The following is a 17,535-nucleotide window of genomic DNA, read 5'->3' as shown; positions in this document are numbered from 1 at the left end:
TCGCCCGACACGTCAGGCGCGGCGGATCACGGTGTGACGATCCGCTCCTTCACCGTACGACTCCGAGACGAAACCGCGCTCGGCGACGACATCGTGGACGAGCTTGCGCTCATAGCTCGACATGGACGGGAGGGATGCCTGCGAAGCGCCCTCTTCGATCTTCTGAATCGCACGATCCACCAGCCCGGCCAGCTGCTGCTGCCGTGTGTCGCGAGATCCACCCACATCCAGAATCAGGCGTGAGAATCGACCGGTCTTCGCCTGAACCGCGATGCGCGTGAGTTCCTGCAGCGCCTGGACCGTGTCGGGGTCGGCGATGAGGGAGACGGAACCACCCTCGGGGGCCTCGACAGAGACGTACGCACGACCGTTTCGCACGTCGAGATCGAGGTCACCGTCGATATCGGCGATGTCGAGTAGACCTTCGAGGAAGTCGGCGGCGACGTCCCCTTCCTGCTCGAGCTCCTCGATCGTCGGCTCGGTACGGTCCGCGTTCACGCGCGGAGTATCGATGTTCGTCATGACTGTTCCTTCTCAGAGGGGAGTCCGCTCACGCGGACGACGTGCCGTTGTCGCCCGGAGTCGCACCCGGCTGCTTCTGGGCCTGCTTCTTCGCTCGCTGTTTGCCCACCGGCTGCTGACGCTTCGGTGTCGCCGCCTTGGCGCGCTCGGCCTCTTCGTAGAGACGCTTCTGCTCAGCGAGGTACTTCTCCATCGGGACGACCTTGCCCGACGAATCGATCGCCTTGCCCTTGCGAGCAAGGCGCTCCTCACGCGCTTTCGCGGCTTCCGAACCGGGCGTCGGCATCTCACGGATGACGAGGAACTGCTGGCCCATCGTCCACAGGTTCGAGACGAACCAGTAGATGACGACACCCAGCGGGAAGAAGACGCCGGAGAAGACGAATGCGAACGGCAGGACGTACAGCATGATCTTCTGCATCTGATACGCCTGGCCGGTCTTGGCCTCGGGCGAAAGGTTCTTCGAGATGATCTGCAGCTGCGTGAAGAACTGGGACACGATCATCAGGACGACGAGAACCAGCAGGATGACGATCGCCGTCGTGTTGCCGGTGTTGAACGCGTCGATCAGCGTCTCGTGGAGCGAGGCGACACCGAAGAGCTTCGCGTCGTAGAACTCCTGGGTGAGCTCCGCGTTGAGGAGCCCGACGCCACCGATGCCCGCCTGCGCGTGACGCGTCACGTCGTTCAGCACGCTGAACAGCGCGAAGAAGATCGGCATCTGAACGAGGAGCGGGAGGCAGCTCGCCACCGGGTTCGTCCCGTGCTTCTTGTACAGCGCCATGGTCTCGCGACTCATGGCCTCACGGGAGAGCTGATCCTTCTTGCCCTTGTACTTCTCCTGAACTTTCCGCAGTTCAGGGGCGATTTCCATCATTTTGCGCTGGCTCTTGATCTGCCGCACGAAAAGCGGGATCAGGGCGGCACGCACGATGATGACCAGGCCGACGATGGACAGCACCCAGGTGATGCCGTCCGCAGCCGGGAGGCCGATGGCCGTGAACAACGCGTGCCAGGCGACGAGCACGAGCTCGACGACCCACTTCAGCGGCCACAGGATGGTGCCGATCAGGTCGAAGCCGCCACCGCCGGCGGGAGCCGGAGTGGACGAAGCGGTGGCGAACAGAAGATCCATGCGCAGGATCAGTCCTTTCCGGTGGGGGACGGCACGACGAAACCCCGAGGGGTCAGGGCGTGCGGGAAGTCTCTGTGGGGCGGGACGTCATCCTCGCCGCCGAGGGCCCAGGGATGGCATCGCGCGAGTCGCGCCGCCGCCATGACCGTTCCCTTGACGGCCCCGTGCTGCTGGACCGCGCCGACCGCATACGCGGAACACGACGGGTAGTACTTGCAGACGTCTCCGTACATAGGAGACACCGTCGCACGATACCCATGGAGAAAGGCGAGAACCGCGTTCCTCGGGAGGAGGGGAACCGAGCGCAAGGAGTCGGATGCCGCGAAATGCGCGTCGCCGACGGCGTACGACGGCAGGACGCTCATGCGCGGACTCGGGAGAGAGACCGCGTGACGTCGTCGCGGAGCTCGACATACGGCGCAGTTGCCGCGCTGGGTAGCGCGCGGATCACCACGTCCGTCCCGGCATCGACCAGCGAGGTCGCGAGAGCCCCCGCAGATACAGCTTTGAGCCGTCGGCGCACCGTGTTGCGCACGACGGCTCCGCCGACCTGCTTACTCACGATGAAGCCGAAGCGGACGGCATCCGATTCCCCCGTCGTCCTGACGTAGGTGATCGTGTGCGCGCCCGCGCATCGACGCCCCCGACGGACGACGGCTTTATAGTCCGCGCCGCGGGTGAGACGATTCGGCCTCGCGAGCACCGCTCGGCTCAGGCCGAGAGCTCGGTGCGGCCCTTGGAACGGCGCGCGGCGAGGATCGAACGGCCGGCACGCGTGCGCATGCGGGCACGGAAACCGTGCTTCTTGGCGCGACGACGGTTGTTGGGCTGGAAGGTGCGCTTGCTCATGGGATATCTTCCGGGTCAGGGTCACCGGGACGCTCGAAACCGGGGACTCTCGTACATGGGGACTGGCCGATAGGCACAAGTCAACCGATTAAGGCTACGTCGAGAGGCGTCAGAACTCAAACCGGGAACTGAACGGGCCAGTATGCACGAGCTCCCGACCCTCGCGAAGATGCGACACACCGCGGGATCGAACCCCGCGGGCTTGATACCGGGGGCGCCGCTGACTAGCGTGTCTGAGTCAGTTATCCACAGGTCCGGCGTGATGTTTCCGCGGGAGTGTGCACAACAATCAACACCCCCGGGGGGACCATGTCACCGCACGATGTACCGGATGTCCCCGTCTGGTCCGCGGTGCTGGGCGAACTCGCCGTCGACGATCGCATCACCCCTCAGCTTCACGGCTTCCTGAATCTCGCGGTGCCGCAGGGCGTCATGGGGGGCACGCTCTATCTCGACGTGCCGAACGACCTCACCGCCGCGCAGTTCACCAAGCGCATGCGGATGCCGATCATGGAGGCTCTTGCGAAGGTTCCTCAGGATGAGGCTCCCGCCTCGACCTTCCGTGTCGTGGTCAACCCCGAGCTGATCGAGAGCGCCGACTCCGACCCGGAGCCGGAGGCGATCCCCGCCACGATGACGGCGGCGCAGACGTTCACCCTCCCGCGTTCACCGTTGGAGGAGCCGGTGGAGGTCTCGTCGGCGGCCTCGCGCACCGACACACGGCTGAATCCGAAGTACACGTTCGACAACTTCGTCATCGGTCAGTCCAACCGCTTCGCCCACGCCGCCGCCGTCGCCGTCGCCGAAGCACCGGCGAAGGCGTACAACCCGCTCTTCGTCTATGGCGATTCGGGTCTCGGCAAGACCCACCTCCTCCACGCCATCGGCGACTACGCCATGAGCCTGTACTCCGGCATCCGCGTCCGGTACGTCTCGAGCGAGGAGTTCACGAACGACTTCATCAACTCGATCGCGAACAACCGCGGTTCGGCGTTCCAGGCGCGGTACCGCGATGTCGACATCCTCCTGATCGACGACATCCAGTTCCTGCAGGGTCGCGCCGAGACGCAGGAGGCGTTCTTCCACACCTTCAACACGCTGCACGATCACGACAAGCAGGTCGTGATCACCAGCGACGTGCCGCCCAAGCACCTCACCGGCTTCGAAGACCGCATGCGGAGCCGGTTCGAGTGGGGTCTCATCACCGACGTGCAGGCCCCCGACCTCGAGACGCGCATCGCGATCCTCCGGAAGAAGGCGCAGTCCGAGCGACTGCACATCCCGGACGAGGTCATGGAGTACATCGCCACGGTCGTCTCGTCGAACATCCGCGAACTCGAGGGCGCTCTGATCCGCGTCTCGGCGTTCGCCAGCCTCAACCGGTCGAATCTCGACATGTCGCTCGCGCAGACGGTGCTCCGCGACATCATCGATCAGGATGACGCGAACGTCGTCTCGCCGACGGACATCATCACGGCCACGGCGCAGTACTTCAAGCTCACCGTCGACGATCTGTACGGCTCGAGCCGCTCGCAGTCGGTCGCGATCGCCCGACAGATCGCCATGTATCTCTGCCGGGAGCGGACGAGCCTGTCCCTCCCGAAGATCGGTCAGCTCTTCGGCAACCGTGATCACACCACGGTGATGTACGCGTACAAGAAGATCAGCGATCTCATGAAGGAGCGCCGCTCCATCTACAACCAGGTGACCGAGATCACCACGCAGCTCGGCCGCAACGGCCGCTGACCTCTCCGCCGCCGCGCGAAACGGTCGGAAATCACTTGACACCGTCGCGTCGGCGGCGGCACAATCCGCGTTTCGCCTGTGTTCTGCACAGTGTGGAAAAGCTGTGGATAACTTTCCCCGACGCCGGAATCCCTGTGCAGGATCCGGGGAAGGCTGTGGATAACTGGGGATAACCGTCGTGACGGTCGCCGACCGACCACACCTCCGTCCGCAGCCGATCCACAACTCACACGAATGTGATTCCGGTGTCCCGCAAGCGATCCAGCCCGTTGTCCACAGTTTCCACAGGCGTTAACACCATGACAAAGAAAGAGGGATTAAGGGTCGAGCCGATGACCTTGTCGTGAACCGACCGGGGAAACGGATGCCGCTCCGCGACGCCCGCACATCCGACACAGGTGCAGGGTTCACCGGGGACTAGCATGAGAGGGCCCAGCCCGCTGTCAAGGGAGCATTCGTGAAGTTCCACGTCAATCGTGATGTGTTCAGCGAAGCCGTGTCGTTCGTCGTCAAGCTTCTTCCGCAGCGGAATCCGCAGCCGATCCTGGCCGGTGTGCTGATCGAAGCCGGCGAAAGCGGCCTGTCGTTGTCCGCTTTCGACTACGAAGCATCGGCGCGCACCACGATCGAGGCCACGATCGACGATCCCGGCACGATCCTCGTGCACGGGCGCCTGCTGTCCGAGATCGCCAGCCGTCTTCCGAACGCTCCGATCCAGATCGAGGTCGACGACGACGGCGGCATCCTGCTCTCCTGCGGTTCCGCACGCTTCACGCTCTCGTCGATGCCGGTTCAGGAATACCCCGCGATCCCGGAGGTCACGGGCGACTCGGGGCTCGTGCCGGGTGAGGATTTCGCCACCGCCATCGCGCAGGTCGCCTTCGCGGCCTCCCGCGACGACGTCACCCCCGTCCTCACCGGTGTGCAGCTCGAGGTCTCGGGCACCCATCTCAGCCTCGTCGCGACCGACCGCTATCGTGTCGCCCTCCGCGAGATCCCGTGGGACGGCGGCGGATCGGCTTCGGATGACGCCACCACGGCGCTCGTGCCCGCCCGCACCCTGACCGAGGTCGGCAAGACCTTCTCCCACTCCGGGGACATCTCGATCGCCTTCTCCGGATCGGGCGACCGCGAGATCATCGCCTTCACCGCCGGAAACAAGACGGTCACCTCTCTTCTGATCAAGGGCAACTTCCCGCCGGTCCGCCGGCTGTTCCCCGAGCAGACCGAGCACCACGCCGTCGTGAACACCGCCGAGCTCGCCGAAGCGGTGCGCCGTGTCGCACTCGTGCTCGACCGCTCGGCTCCGCTGCGCTTCACGTTCACCACCGATGCCGTGTCGATGGACGCCTCCGGCACCGAGCAGGCGCGGGCGACCGAGTCGGTCGACGCGAACCTCGTCGGCGAGGATGTCACGCTGGGCCTCAACCCCCAGTACCTCCTCGAAGCGCTCGGCGCGGTCAAGAGCGAGTTCGCGCGGATCACGTTCACCTCGAGCGACAACGCGAACAAGCTGAGCCCGGTCCTCATCACGCCGCAGACCTCGGTCGATCGCGCCGGCGAGGAGTCCTTCCGCTACCTGCTGCAGCCGAACCTGCTCCTGCGGTGAGGGAGGCCGGCACCGACGTCGTGTCGGCGCCGCTGATTAGGCTTGACCGGTGATCGTCGAGCACCTGAGCCTCCGTGACTTCCGCAATTACGCGGAAGCGGAGGTCGCGCTCGTCGCCGGACCCAATGTGTTCGTCGGCAGCAACGGCCAGGGCAAGACGAACCTCGCGGAAGCGATCGGTTTCCTCGCGACCCTGGGATCGCACCGTGTGTCGACCGATGCCCCGATGGTCCGCGACGGGGTGGATGCGGCGATCGTGCGGGCGCGCCTGCGACATGCCGACCGGCAGGTGCTGCTCGAGGTGCAGATCAATCGGCAGGGGACGAACAAGGCCCGCATCAACGGTTCTCCGGTGAAGCCCGCCGAACTCCCGCGTTACGCCCAGATCGTGCTCTTCGCCCCGGAAGACCTCCAAATCGTGCGGGGCGATCCGTCCGCGCGCCGTCGCTTCGCGGATCAGCTGCTCGTGCAGATGTCCCCGCGCATGTCCGGGGTGCTCGGGGATTACGATCGCGTGCTCAAGCAGCGCAACGCCCTGCTGAAGTCGGCGCGGGCGCGCGGCATCCGCGGCGAAGCGCTGTCGACGCTCGATGTGTGGGACGACAAGCTGGTCGCCCTCGGCACGGAGATCATCCGGATGCGCGCGCAGCTCGCCGATGAGCTCGCAGGTCCGCTCGCGTCCGCGTACGCGTCGATCGCCGGCGCCGACCACCGCCCCGAGATCGAGTGGTCGCGTTCGATCGAGGGATTCGATCCCGATGCGGAGGACGCACCGCCCACCGCCGACCCCGCGGCTTCCGGCCCCAGCGACGACACCGGAGAGGGGGACGTGACCGCGGCGCGGTTCCGGGCCGCCCTCGCGGCGAAGCGGTCCGCGGAACTCGAGCGCGGAATCACGCTCGTCGGGCCCCACCGCGACGATCTGCTCCTGCGTGTGCGCGGCCTGCCCGTGAAGGGGTACGCCTCTCACGGGGAGTCGTGGTCGGTGGCACTCGGGCTGAGGCTCGCCTCCGCCGAACTTCTACGCGCGCAGTCGCTGCGCGGCGATCCGGTCCTGATCCTCGACGACGTGTTCGCCGAGCTCGATGCCGGACGTCGGACGCGATTGGCCTCCCTCGCCGCCGACTACGAGCAGGTCATCGTGACCGCGGCGGTCGACGAGGATGTCCCGGAGGCGCTGACCGCGCGGGTCGTGCGAGTCGAGGCCGGCACGATCGTCGGGAACGCGGATGCCGGAGACTGACACCACCGCGCCCGCCGCCGACGTCCCCGAGACGGTCGCGACGTACCTGCGGTTACGCGGACTCGAGCCGACGTCCGCGTCGTGGCGGCGCAAGAAGCGTCGACGTCGCGATGACGACGAGAATCAACCCTTCACCGCGGGTCGCGATCCGAAGGGGGTCGCCGATGTCCTCGCCGACCTGACCCGGGAATCGGGGTGGGACCGCGAACTCGCCCGTGAGGATGTCGTGCGTGCGTGGGCGGAGGTGGCCGGCGAGGGGACGGCGCAGCACACTCGACCGGTGGCGTTCACCGAGGGTGCGCTCACCGTCCAGGCCGATTCCACCGCGTGGGCCAAGCAGCTGCAGCTCATGCGCGCGCACATCCTCACCGAGATCGTGCGCCGGTTCCCCGAGGCGGGGGTCGAGACCATCCGTTTCGTCGGACCGGACGTCCCCTCGTGGAAATGGGGTCCCAGAACGATTCCAGGGCGCGGCCCGCGCGATACCTACGGCTGAACCACGTCCGATATCGTCCAGAACGATTTCCGCGCGCCACAGGGGCGTAGAGGCGTTGTCGGCGAGGCAAAGTTGATAGACTGACCGGGCCCCTGCCCATCGATGTGGAGCGCTCTCACTTATGACGTCCGTTAACCCTGGAAGCGTTCCCGAGGAACCCGAATCGCCACCGTCCTCCGCGGTCCCCAACGAGTACGGTGCCGACGCCATCCAGGTGCTCGAGGGTCTCGAGGCCGTGCGCAAGCGCCCCGGCATGTACATCGGCTCCACCGGTGAGCGGGGTCTGCACCACCTCGTCTACGAGATCGTCGACAACTCCGTCGATGAAGCCCTCGCCGGTTACTGCGACGCGATCGAGGTCACGATCCTCGCCGACGGCGCGGTGCGCGTGGTCGACAACGGTCGCGGCATCCCGGTAGACATGCACAAGACCGAGGGCAAGTCCACGGTCGAGGTGGTCCTGACCGTCCTGCACGCCGGCGGAAAGTTCGGCGGCGGCGGATACGCGGTCTCCGGTGGTCTGCACGGCGTCGGTTCGTCGGTCGTGAACGCCCTCTCCTCCCGCCTCGAGGTGGAGGTCAAGCGCCAGGGCTCGGTGTGGCGTCAGTCGTACGCGACCGGTGGTGTGCCCCAGGCGCCGCTCGCCCAGGGCGAGGACAGCACCGAAACCGGGACGACGATCACGTTCTGGCCCGACGACACGATCTTCGAGACGGTCGTCTTCGACTATGACACGCTCCGCACGCGCTTCCAGCAGATGGCGTTCCTCAACAAGGGCCTGCGCATCAGTCTCCGCGACGAGCGCCCGGAGGGGCTCGTCGACATCGACGGTCTCGCCGATGCGGATGCCGCACCCCAGCCGCGCAGCGACAGCTTCCTCTACGAGAGGGGCCTCGTCGACTACGTCGAGCACCTCAACCGCGTCCGCCACGCGGAGGTCGTCAACGACGACATCATCGAGGTGGAGTCGGAGGACACCGAGCGGAAGATCGCGATGGAGCTCGCGATGCAGTGGACCACGAGCTACACCGAGAACGTCTTCACCTTCGCCAACACCATCAACACCCACGAGGGCGGCACGCACGAGGAGGGGTTCCGGGCGGCGCTCACCACGCTGGTGAACCGCTACGCGCGCGCGCAGAACCTCCTCAAGGAGAAGGACGACAACCTCACGGGTGAAGACATCCGCGAAGGGCTGACCGCCGTCATCTCGGTGAAGCTCTCCGAGCCTCAGTTCGAGGGCCAGACCAAGACCAAGCTCGGCAACACGGAGGCCAAGGCCTTCGTCCAGAAGGTCGTCGGCGACAAACTCGGCGACTGGTTCGACCGCAATCCCGTGCAGGCCAAGAACGTCGTCCGGAAGGCCATCGACGCGGCATCCGCGCGCATGGCGGCACGCAAGGCCCGTGAGACCGCGCGACGCAAGAGCGTGTTCGAGTCGGCGGCGATGCCCGACAAACTGAAGGACTGCACGAGCAAGGACCCGTCGATCAGTGAGATCTTCCTCGTCGAGGGTGACTCCGCCGGTGGTTCGGCCGTCCAGGGTCGTGACCCGCACACGCAGGCGATCCTCGCCCTGCGCGGAAAGATCCTGAACGTCGAGCGCGCGCGCCTGGACAAGGCGCTGTCGAACAAGGAAGTCCAGGCGATGATCCAGGCCTTCGGCACGGGCATCGGCGAGGACTTCAGCATCGAGAAGGCGCGGTACCACAAGATCGTGCTGATGGCGGATGCCGATGTCGACGGTCAGCACATCACCACGCTGCTGCTGACCCTGCTCTTCCGCTACATGCGCGGGCTCATCGAGGCCGGCTTCGTCTACCTCGCACAGCCGCCGCTGTACCGACTGAAGTGGTCGAACGCGCCCCACGAGTACGTCTTCAGCGATCGCGAGCGCGACGCCCTGCTGGCCGACGGCATCGCCTCCGGCAAGCGGATCCCCAAGGACAACTCCGTGCAGCGGTACAAGGGTCTCGGCGAGATGAACGCCAAGGAGCTGTGGGAGACCACGATGGACCCCGAGACCCGCACCCTCAAGCAGGTGACGATCGACGACGCCGCCGCGGCCGACGAGATCTTCACCGTGCTCATGGGCGAGGACGTCGAGTCGCGGCGCGGGTTCATCCAGCGCAACGCCAAGGACGTCCGCTTCCTCGACATCTGATCTCGTCGCCGCACGCGCACGGAATCCACCGGAATCGAACTGAGAACACATGACTGACGAAGAGCGCCCCGCCGCCGTACACAACCACGGCCACATCGACCAGGTCGATCTGCAGGCCGAGATGCAGCGCAGCTACCTCGACTACGCGATGAGCGTCATCGTCGGTCGCGCGCTGCCGGATGTCCGCGACGGACTCAAGCCCGTGCATCGCCGCGTGCTCTACGGCATGTACGATGGCGGCTTCCGTCCCGACAAGTCGTTCTCGAAGTGCGCCCGCGTCGTCGGCGAGGTGATGGGTCAGTACCATCCGCACGGCGACTCGGCGATCTACGACGCCCTGGTCCGCCTCGTCCAGCCGTGGTCGATGCGCTACCCGCTCGCGCTCGGGCAGGGGAACTTCGGTTCTCCCGGAAACCAGGGGGCTGCGGCCCAGCGTTACACAGAGACGAAGATGGCTCCGCTCGCGCTCGAGATGGTGCGCGACATCGAAGAGGAGACCGTCGACTTCCAGGACAACTACGACGGTCAGACGCAGGAGCCGACCGTCCTGCCGGCGCGGTTCCCGAACCTGCTCGTCAACGGCTCCGTGGGTATCGCCGTCGGTATGGCGACGAACATCCCGCCGCACAACCTCCGCGAAGTCTCTTCCGGTGCGCTGTGGGCGCTGGAGAACCCCGAGGCCACCCGCGAGGAACTTCTCGAGGCGCTCATGGAGCGCATCCCCGGCCCCGACTTCCCCACCGCCGCGCAGATCCTCGGTACCAAGGGGATCAAGGAGGCGTACCGCACCGGTCGCGGCTCGATCACGATGCGCGCCGTCGTCAGCATCGAAGAGATCCAGGGCCGCACGTGCCTGGTGATCACCGAGCTGCCGTACCAGGTGAACCCCGACAACGTCGCGGTGAAGATCAGCGACCTCGCCCGCGAGGGCAAGATCACCGGCATCGCCGACATCCGCGACGAGACCTCCGACCGCACCGGTCAGCGACTGGTCATCGTGCTCAAGCGCGATGCGGTGGCGAAGGTCGTGCTGAACAACCTCTACAAGCACACGCAGCTGCAGGAGAACTTCGGCGCGAACATGCTCGCGATCGTCGACGGCGTGCCCCGCACCCTGCCGCTCGACGGGTTCATCTCGTACTGGATCACGCACCAGATCGAGGTCATCGTCCGCCGGACGACGTATCGCCTCCGCGAGGCCGAGAAGCGCATGCACATCCTGCGCGCGTACCTCAAGGCGCTCGACGCGCTCGACGAGGTGATCGCGCTCATCCGCCGGTCGCCGACCGTGGATGAAGCCCGCGCGGGTCTGAAGTCGCTGCTGGACATCGACGACGTCCAGGCCGACGCGATCCTGTCGATGCAGCTGCGTCGCCTCGCCGCGCTGGAACGACAGAAGATCATCGACGAGGCCACCGAGCTCGAGGCGCGGATCGAGGACTTCAAGGACATCCTCGCCACCCCGGCGCGGCAGCGCTCGATCATCCACGAGGAGCTCACCGCGATCGTCGACAAGTTCGGCGACGACCGGCGCACCCACATCCTCCCCGGCTTCGACGGAGACATGTCGGTCGAAGATCTCATCCCCGAGGAGGAGATGGTCGTCAGCGTCACGCGCGACGGCTACATCAAGCGCACGCGCAGCGACAACTACCGTTCGCAGCACCGCGGCGGCAAGGGTGTGAAGGGTGCACAGCTGCGCGCCGACGACGTGGTCGAGCACTTCTTCGTCACCACGACGCACCATTGGCTGCTGTTCTTCACCAACAAGGGTCGGGTCTACCGCGCGAAGGGCTACGAGGTCCCCGAGGCCGGTCGCGACGCGAAGGGACAGCACGTCGCGAACCTCCTCGCACTGCAGCCGGGTGAGGAGATCGCGCAGATCCTCGACATCCGCGACTACACCGCTGCGGCCTACCTGGTGCTCGCCACCCGCAGCGGCCTGGTGAAGAAGACCCGCCTCACCGAGTACGACACCAACCGTCAGGGCGGCATCATCGCGATCCGCCTCCGCGGTCAGGACGAGGAGGACGGCGACGAGCTCGTCAGCGCCCTGCTCGTCGACGAGGACGACGACATCCTCCTCATCAGCCGGCACGGCATGTCGCTCCGCTTCACGGCCACGGATGCCTCGCTCCGACCGATGGGACGTTCCACCGAGGGCGTGAAGGGCATGGACTTCCGAGGCGACGATTCGCTGCTGTCGGCATCCGTCGCCCGAGATGACGCGTTCGTGTTCGTCGTGACCGAGGGCGGGTACGCCAAGCGCACGGCGGTCGACCAGTATCGGACGCAGAATCGCGGTGGACTCGGCATCAAGGTGGCCAAGTTGCACGAGGAACGCGGTGATCTCGCGGGTGGTCTGATCGTCTCGGAGGTGGACGAGGTCTTGGTGGTTCTTGCCAGCGGCAAGGTGGTACGCTCTGCCGTGGCCGAGGTCCCCGCCAAGGGTCGCGACACGATGGGTGTCGTGTTCGCCCGCCCCGATGACGAAGATCGCATCCTCGCGATCGCTCGGAACGGTGAGCGAGGCCTGGCCGAGGAGGCGCCCGTCGAGAGCGACGAGGCAGCCGAGCCCGCATCGGGCACCGAATCCGAAGCCCCTTGATTCCGCCGAAGGGCGCCATCCGAGAGAGTATTGACGCATGAGCACGGTAGCCGACAAGCTCGCCCGCAAGTCCAGCAGCAAGACCAGTGCCAAGCAGGTCCGCCTGCGCCTGGTGTACGTCGACTTCTGGTCGGCGGTCAAGCTGTCCTTCCTCGCGGCGATCGCCCTCGCGATCGTGACGGTGGTGTCTTTCGTCCTGATCTACCTCGTCGTGCAGACGACGGGCCTGATCGACCGGGCGGACGAGTTCTTCGGCAGCTTCTCGGACGGCAACTTCCTGCTGTCGCAGTTCATCAGCCTCCCGCAGGTTCTGGCGTTCGCCGCGGTCGTGGCGATCCTGAACCTCGTGGTGGTGACGGTGCTCGGCGCGGTCACCGCCGGCATCTACAACCTCGCCGTGAAGGTGACCGGCGGCCTGCTGGTCGGCTTCACCTCGAACTGACCTTCCGGAGGTCGCCCCGATTCGTGAAAACCGCGCGATTCGGGTAAAGTCTTCGAGGTTGACCGACGTGCGAACGCCGGTCGCAAGCGGGGCTATAGCTCAGGCGGTTAGAGCGCTTCACTGATAATGAAGAGGTCCCAGGTTCAAGTCCTGGTAGCCCCACCACCGCACATTTCGGGGCCTTAGCTCAGTTGGTAGAGCGCCTGCTTTGCAAGCAGGATGTCGGGAGTTCGATTCTCCCAGGCTCCACAGGATGGAAAGCCGGCCTCCGGGCCGGCTTTCGTCGTTCCCACGGTGATCCCCATCCGTCGTAGGGTGAAGCATGGATTTGCGGGTCGCGGCGTATGCCGTCATCGTCGACCCGGATGATCGACTTCTCCTGGCGCACTGGAACGAGGGACGCCGCGCCGCGTGGACGCTTCCCGGCGGCGGGCTCGAGGCAGGCGAGGATCCCGAGCGTGCGGCTCGCCGCGAGGTGCGGGAGGAGACCGGCTACCGCGTGGAGCTGACGGGTCTCCTCGGCATCCACTCGCGGGTGATCCCCCCGACGCGGCGGCTGGTCGACGACGCGACCGTTCCTCTGCACACCCTGCGCATCGTCTACCGCGCCGAGGTCGTCGGAGGGAAACTGCGCAACGAGGTGGACGGCTCCACGGACCGCGCGGAATGGTTCCCCCGGTCGAGCGTGCGGCGGCTACAGCGCGTGAAGCTCGTCGACATCGCTCTGCGCATGTACGACGACGCGTGAATCCGCGGACCCGTGCGAACGGATGCCGTCAGCCGAGGGGCTGCGAGATGTCGGCCACGACCGCTCCGTAGGCGGAGATCAGGTCGTCCGCGTCGACGAAGAGACTGAAGCCGTCGGCGCCGGCACCCATGGCGATCCGCTGACCGGCGATGCGCTCGTCGGCGTAGACGGGCCAGTCGGTCGTGCTTCCGATGGGGACGATGGTGCCGCGCTCGTAGCCGGTCGCCGCCAGCGCCCGATCGGGATCGGGGAGCTGCAACTTGTTAACGCCCACGACCGCCCGGAGCTTCGGCCAGGAGATGCCGCGGTCGCCGGGGACCAGAGCGAAGAGATAGGTGTCGTCGCTGCGCTTGACCACAAGGGTCTTCACGATCGTCGACGGCGACACACCGAGAAGCCCGGCCGCCTCCTCGAGGGAGTGTGCGGCCGGGCGTTCCCGGAACTCGACGGTCAGGCCGCGTGCCGTGGCGGCATCGCGGACCCGCGCGAGAGGATCACTCATCCGGTGCGCGCAGCGGGTCGTCCGCCACCCACAGCTCGTCGTCGGCGCGGAGCGTCTGCCACGCGGCGTAGAGGACGCCGAGGGCAGCGGCGGCACCGAGGACGATGGCGATGACGCCGCCGGCGCCCATGCCCTTCTTCTTCGGCTGCAGGCCCGAGAGCTGCGACGAGATCTTCTTCGTCGCCTTCGCGCCGTACTTGTCGGCCTTCTTGGCGTACTTCTTCGCGTCGGGGAGGGACAGGCCCTTGCCGGCGGCGAAGCGCGCACGCGTGTCATTGGCGGCATCCCACACCGACAGTGCGGAACCCACGACGGCACCCGCGGCCGGAACGACCGCGTCGTTGAGCACGCGCCGCGACGCGGTCACGCTCTTGTCCACATAGGGGGCTGCATACTTCTCGTACCCCTGCTTCACCTGCGGCGTGATCTGCTCGCGCCGGAAGTTGCCGAGCTGGTGCCCCGCCTCCCGTGCGATGCCCGCGGCTTCGTTCACGAGAACCTGCTGCGACTCCCACAGGCTGTTCGCCTGCTTCTGGAGCTTGCGGAGTTCCTTCTTGCGCTTACGGCTGAGGCTCACAGTGCCCTCCATTCGGCCCGGACTGATGTGATCCCATCCTGCCAGACCGCCTTCTCGACGGCAGGGGTTGGACAGAACTCTGGAAGAATGTTATCCATGCCCATCCACACCGCTGTCGCCACCCTGCACACCAACTACGGCGATATCGTCGTCAACCTCTTCGGCGACCACGCCCCCCGCACGGTTCAGAACTTCATCGGCCTCTCCGACGGGTCCGCGTCCTGGACGCACCCGTCCACCGGCGCCGCCGGCGAAGGCCCCCTGTACAAGGACGTCATCTTCCACCGCATCATCGCGGGCTTCATGATCCAGGGCGGCGACCCGCTCGGTGTCGGCACCGGCGGTCCCGGTTACACCTTCAACGACGAGATCAGCCCGGAGCTGACCTTCACCGAGCCCTACAAGCTGGCCATGGCCAACGCCGGCTCGCGCCGCAACGCCATCACGGGTGAGGTGCAGGGCACCAACGGTTCGCAGTTCTTCATCACCGTCCCCGGCCAGGGTGGTCGCGGCCCCGAGTGGCTGCAGGGCAAGCACACCATCTTCGGCGAGGTCGCCGATGACGCCTCGAAGGCCGTGGTCGACACGATCAGCGACGTCCCGACCGCGGCCGGCGACCGTCCGGTCGAGCCCGTGGTCATCCAGTCGATCGACATCGTCTCGGTCTGATCCGCCCTTCGTGACCAGCGATCAGTTCCGCCGGAACAGCGAGAACTACTGCTACCGGCATCCCGACCGGCAGAGCTTCGTGCTGTGCCAGCGGTGCCTGCGCACCATCTGCCCGGAATGCCAGACCCCGGCCGCCGTCGGCGTCGTCTGCCCGGAGTGCATGAAAGAGCAGCAGAAGGCGCAGTCCCCGGCGCAGAAGAAGGCGGAACGTCGCTGGTCGCGCGCGCGGCCGATGGCGATGGCCGTCTCCGGGGGGCGCCCGATCGTGACCTACGCGATCATCGCGCTGACCGCGTTCGTCTTCCTCCTGCAGCTGATCCCCGTGCTCGGTCCGCAGGTCGAGAACGCCCTGCTTTTCTGGGCGCCCTACATCTACTCGGAGGGGGCGTTCCAGCCGTGGCGGCTCGTCACCGTGGCGCTGGTGCACTCCGGTTTCTGGCACGTGGGACTCAACATGCTGGCGCTGTGGCTGATCGGCCGCAGTCTCGAGCCGCTCCTCGGGCGATGGCGGTTCCTCACGCTCTACGTGCTGAGCGCGGTGGGCGGATCGGTCGCGGTCGCGCTGCTGTCGCCGATGACGCCCGTCGTCGGGGCATCCGGTGCGATCTTCGGACTCTTCGGCGCCCTGTTGATCATCGGTCGTCACATCGGCGCGAACATCACGGGGATCGCCATCATCCTCGGGATCAACCTCGTGATCGGCTTCATCCCGGGCTTCAACGTGTCGTGGCAGGCCCACATCGGCGGGCTGCTGACGGGGCTTGCGATCGGGTTCCTCTTCACGCGGACGAAGAAGAAGAGTCAGCGGGCGGTGCAGATCCTCCTGCTCGCGGCGGTCGCCGCAGTGCTGGTGGCGCTCCTGTTCGTGCCGGTGCTCATCTGAGCATCGCGCCTTCGGGACCCGCGCGGTCGGGGTGGAAAGTTATCCACAGGTCTATCCCCAGTTGGGGATGAATCACACGCGTGTAATTCCTGAAATCCGACGGGTGATCAGCGCCAGCGCGTGGTCATCAGGAAGCCGATGAAGGCGATGCCGAAGCCCACGACGAGGTTCCACCCGGCGATGCCGGGGATGGGGAACTGCATCCCGCTCAGGTAGAACACGAGGATCCACACCAGCCCGACCAGCATGAGGCCGATCATGATGGGCTTGAACCACACCGGGTTGGGCGCGGCCTCACCTTCCGCGCGCTCGATCAGCGAGTCTTCGTCGTTGCCGCGTCGTGCCATGCCCTCGATTCTAGCCGGGAGGAACCTCCCACCGCCCTATGCGAGAATCGCCGGGTGGAGCAGACCCGAGCGAGCAGGCGTCAGGCGACCGCGCGCCCTCGTCCTCGGCGGCGTGTCTCGGTCATCGGCGTCTTCGGCGAACTGCTCATCACCGCCGGTGTGCTGGTCATGCTGTACGTCGTGTGGCAGCTGTGGGTCGGCGACCTCATCTACGGTGCGCAGAACAACGCCGCCGCGGAAGAGCTCTCCCAGACGTGGGCGGAGCAGTACACACCGCCCGAGCCGGACGGTGAGGTGCTCCCCACCGAGGAGCCGGCATCCGGCGAGCCGGTCATCCTGCCGGAACCTGCCGACACCGAGGTGTTCGGCATCATGCGCGTCCCGCGTTTCGGTGACGACTACGCCGTGCAGATGGCGGGCGGCGTGACCCGCGCCGGCACGTTGGACCCCATCGGGATCGGTCACTACCCCGGGACGGCGATGCCGGGCGAGGAGGGCAACTTCGCCGTCGCCGCGCACCGCACCACCTACGGCGCCCCGTTCAACCGCATCGCCGAGCTGAAGGTGGGCGATGCGATCGTGGTGGAGACCCCCGCCGGGTGGTACACCTACCGCTTCCGGACGCTGGAGTACGTCACCCCGAGCGAGACCGATGTGCTCCGCCCCGTGCCGCAGCAGCCGGATGTCCCCGCCAACGGAAAGTACATCACCTTGACCAGCTGCTCCCCGATGTTCTCCCTGGCCGAGCGTATCGTCGGCTACGGCGTGTTCGAGTCGTTCACGCCCTACGCCGACGGCCCGCCTGCGGCCCTCAGCGAAGGACTGGCCTGATGTACGGCGCGCTGTGGCGGATCCTTCCCGGCCCGTGGTGGATCCGCCTCCTCATCGTCCTGATCCTCCTGACCGCGGTGCTTTACGCCCTGGCCTTCTACGTCTTCCCGTGGGTGAGCGAGTTCGTCAACCCGCAGGAGGTCACGGTCGAGTGAGCGCACGCG

The 17,535-nt window shown here is 66.5% G+C and carries 20 protein-coding genes and 2 tRNA genes; 14 read left to right on the top strand and 8 right to left on the bottom strand.

Features of this window, described 5'->3' with window-relative positions:
* Window positions 1–12: 12 nt before the first annotated feature.
* From AB0O93_RS14090 to rpmH, 5 genes are read right to left on the bottom strand one after another with little or no spacing between them, the layout of a single operon-like run.
* Complete coding sequence (locus AB0O93_RS14090; protein ID WP_363344400.1) at window positions 13–522, bottom strand: R3H domain-containing nucleic acid-binding protein; 510 nt, start codon at window positions 520–522, stop codon at window positions 13–15.
* A 28-nt stretch (window positions 523–550) separates the two neighbouring features.
* Window positions 551–1,663 (bottom strand): membrane protein insertase YidC, encoded by a 1,113-nt coding sequence (yidC, locus tag AB0O93_RS14085; RefSeq protein ID WP_363344477.1) that lies wholly within the window; start codon window positions 1,661–1,663, stop codon window positions 551–553.
* 2 nt (window positions 1,664–1,665) lie between these two features.
* Window positions 1,666–2,022, bottom strand: coding sequence for a membrane protein insertion efficiency factor YidD (yidD, locus tag AB0O93_RS14080; RefSeq protein ID WP_363344398.1), 357 nt, complete (start codon window positions 2,020–2,022; stop codon window positions 1,666–1,668).
* Window positions 2,019–2,360, bottom strand: coding sequence for a ribonuclease P protein component (gene rnpA / locus AB0O93_RS14075; protein WP_363344396.1), 342 nt, complete (start codon window positions 2,358–2,360; stop codon window positions 2,019–2,021). The genes yidD and rnpA overlap by 4 nt, the downstream gene beginning before the upstream one ends.
* Before the next feature lie 8 nt (window positions 2,361–2,368).
* A complete protein-coding gene (rpmH, locus tag AB0O93_RS14070; protein WP_053546712.1) occupies window positions 2,369–2,506 on the bottom strand; it encodes a 50S ribosomal protein L34 in 138 nt (45 codons plus the stop codon).
* A 309-nt stretch (window positions 2,507–2,815) separates the two neighbouring features.
* Between rpmH and dnaA the strand changes: the two genes are divergently transcribed.
* The 10 genes from dnaA (at window position 2,816) to AB0O93_RS14020 (ending at window position 13,562) form a co-directional block, all read left to right on the top strand.
* A complete protein-coding gene (gene dnaA, locus AB0O93_RS14065) occupies window positions 2,816–4,252 on the top strand; it encodes a chromosomal replication initiator protein DnaA (RefSeq protein ID WP_363344394.1) in 1,437 nt (478 codons plus the stop codon).
* 457 nt (window positions 4,253–4,709) lie between these two features.
* Window positions 4,710–5,861, top strand: coding sequence for a DNA polymerase III subunit beta (gene dnaN / locus AB0O93_RS14060; protein WP_363344392.1), 1,152 nt, complete (start codon window positions 4,710–4,712; stop codon window positions 5,859–5,861).
* A gap of 49 nt (window positions 5,862–5,910) precedes the next feature.
* The gene (gene recF, locus AB0O93_RS14055) at window positions 5,911–7,104 is read left to right on the top strand and encodes a DNA replication/repair protein RecF (RefSeq protein WP_363344390.1); all 1,194 of its coding nucleotides are present in this window, start codon (window positions 5,911–5,913) and stop codon (window positions 7,102–7,104) included.
* Window positions 7,091–7,600: a DciA family protein gene (locus AB0O93_RS14050; RefSeq protein ID WP_363344388.1), complete on the top strand. Its 510-nt coding sequence runs from the start codon at window positions 7,091–7,093 to the stop codon at window positions 7,598–7,600. Before recF ends, AB0O93_RS14050 begins: the two co-directional genes overlap by 14 nt.
* A gap of 121 nt (window positions 7,601–7,721) precedes the next feature.
* Window positions 7,722–9,764 (top strand): DNA topoisomerase (ATP-hydrolyzing) subunit B, encoded by a 2,043-nt coding sequence (gene gyrB / locus AB0O93_RS14045; RefSeq protein WP_363344386.1) that lies wholly within the window; start codon window positions 7,722–7,724, stop codon window positions 9,762–9,764.
* Window positions 9,765–9,813: 49 nt separating this feature from the next.
* Window positions 9,814–12,372: a DNA gyrase subunit A gene (gyrA, locus tag AB0O93_RS14040; RefSeq protein ID WP_363344384.1), complete on the top strand. Its 2,559-nt coding sequence runs from the start codon at window positions 9,814–9,816 to the stop codon at window positions 12,370–12,372.
* Between the two features lie 37 nt (window positions 12,373–12,409).
* Complete coding sequence (locus AB0O93_RS14035; RefSeq protein ID WP_053546705.1) at window positions 12,410–12,814, top strand: DUF3566 domain-containing protein; 405 nt, start codon at window positions 12,410–12,412, stop codon at window positions 12,812–12,814.
* Between the two features lie 88 nt (window positions 12,815–12,902).
* Window positions 12,903–12,979, top strand: a tRNA-Ile gene (locus AB0O93_RS14030).
* Window positions 12,980–12,990: 11 nt separating this feature from the next.
* A tRNA-Ala gene (locus AB0O93_RS14025) sits at window positions 12,991–13,063 on the top strand.
* Between the two features lie 73 nt (window positions 13,064–13,136).
* A complete protein-coding gene (locus tag AB0O93_RS14020) occupies window positions 13,137–13,562 on the top strand; it encodes an NUDIX hydrolase (protein WP_363344382.1) in 426 nt (141 codons plus the stop codon).
* 28 nt (window positions 13,563–13,590) lie between these two features.
* Here the strand turns inward: AB0O93_RS14020 and AB0O93_RS14015 are convergent, their stop codons facing one another.
* On the bottom strand, window positions 13,591–14,064 hold the full coding sequence (locus tag AB0O93_RS14015; RefSeq protein ID WP_363344380.1) for a YbaK/EbsC family protein: 474 nt from the start codon (window positions 14,062–14,064) through the stop codon (window positions 13,591–13,593).
* The gene (locus tag AB0O93_RS14010) at window positions 14,057–14,641 is read right to left on the bottom strand and encodes a DNA helicase (RefSeq protein ID WP_363344378.1); all 585 of its coding nucleotides are present in this window, start codon (window positions 14,639–14,641) and stop codon (window positions 14,057–14,059) included. Before AB0O93_RS14010 ends, AB0O93_RS14015 begins: the two co-directional genes overlap by 8 nt.
* A gap of 96 nt (window positions 14,642–14,737) precedes the next feature.
* Here AB0O93_RS14010 and AB0O93_RS14005 point away from each other — a divergent pair, with 96 nt between their 5' ends.
* Both AB0O93_RS14005 and AB0O93_RS14000 read left to right on the top strand, forming a co-directional pair.
* Window positions 14,738–15,310, top strand: coding sequence for a peptidylprolyl isomerase (locus tag AB0O93_RS14005; protein ID WP_363344376.1), 573 nt, complete (start codon window positions 14,738–14,740; stop codon window positions 15,308–15,310).
* A 10-nt stretch (window positions 15,311–15,320) separates the two neighbouring features.
* The gene (locus tag AB0O93_RS14000) at window positions 15,321–16,193 is read left to right on the top strand and encodes a rhomboid family intramembrane serine protease (RefSeq protein ID WP_363344374.1); all 873 of its coding nucleotides are present in this window, start codon (window positions 15,321–15,323) and stop codon (window positions 16,191–16,193) included.
* Between the two features lie 107 nt (window positions 16,194–16,300).
* Here AB0O93_RS14000 and AB0O93_RS13995 read toward each other — a convergent pair whose 3' ends face one another.
* A complete protein-coding gene (locus AB0O93_RS13995; protein WP_053546700.1) occupies window positions 16,301–16,540 on the bottom strand; it encodes a cell division protein CrgA in 240 nt (79 codons plus the stop codon).
* Between the two features lie 54 nt (window positions 16,541–16,594).
* On the opposite strand from AB0O93_RS13995, the gene AB0O93_RS13990 reads away from it, so the two are divergent.
* Both AB0O93_RS13990 and AB0O93_RS13985 read left to right on the top strand, forming a co-directional pair.
* Complete coding sequence (locus AB0O93_RS13990; RefSeq protein ID WP_363344372.1) at window positions 16,595–17,371, top strand: class E sortase; 777 nt, start codon at window positions 16,595–16,597, stop codon at window positions 17,369–17,371.
* Complete coding sequence (locus tag AB0O93_RS13985; RefSeq protein ID WP_363344370.1) at window positions 17,371–17,526, top strand: hypothetical protein; 156 nt, start codon at window positions 17,371–17,373, stop codon at window positions 17,524–17,526. Before AB0O93_RS13990 ends, AB0O93_RS13985 begins: the two co-directional genes overlap by 1 nt.
* Window positions 17,527–17,535: the final 9 nt, after the last annotated feature.

This window comes from Microbacterium sp. NPDC077184 (genome assembly GCF_040687055.1).
In the GTDB taxonomy this organism is placed as follows: Bacteria; Actinomycetota; Actinomycetes; order Actinomycetales; family Microbacteriaceae; genus Microbacterium.
The sequence above is the reverse complement of the archived record's forward strand: the minus strand, read 5'-3'. Positions and strand labels throughout refer to the sequence as shown.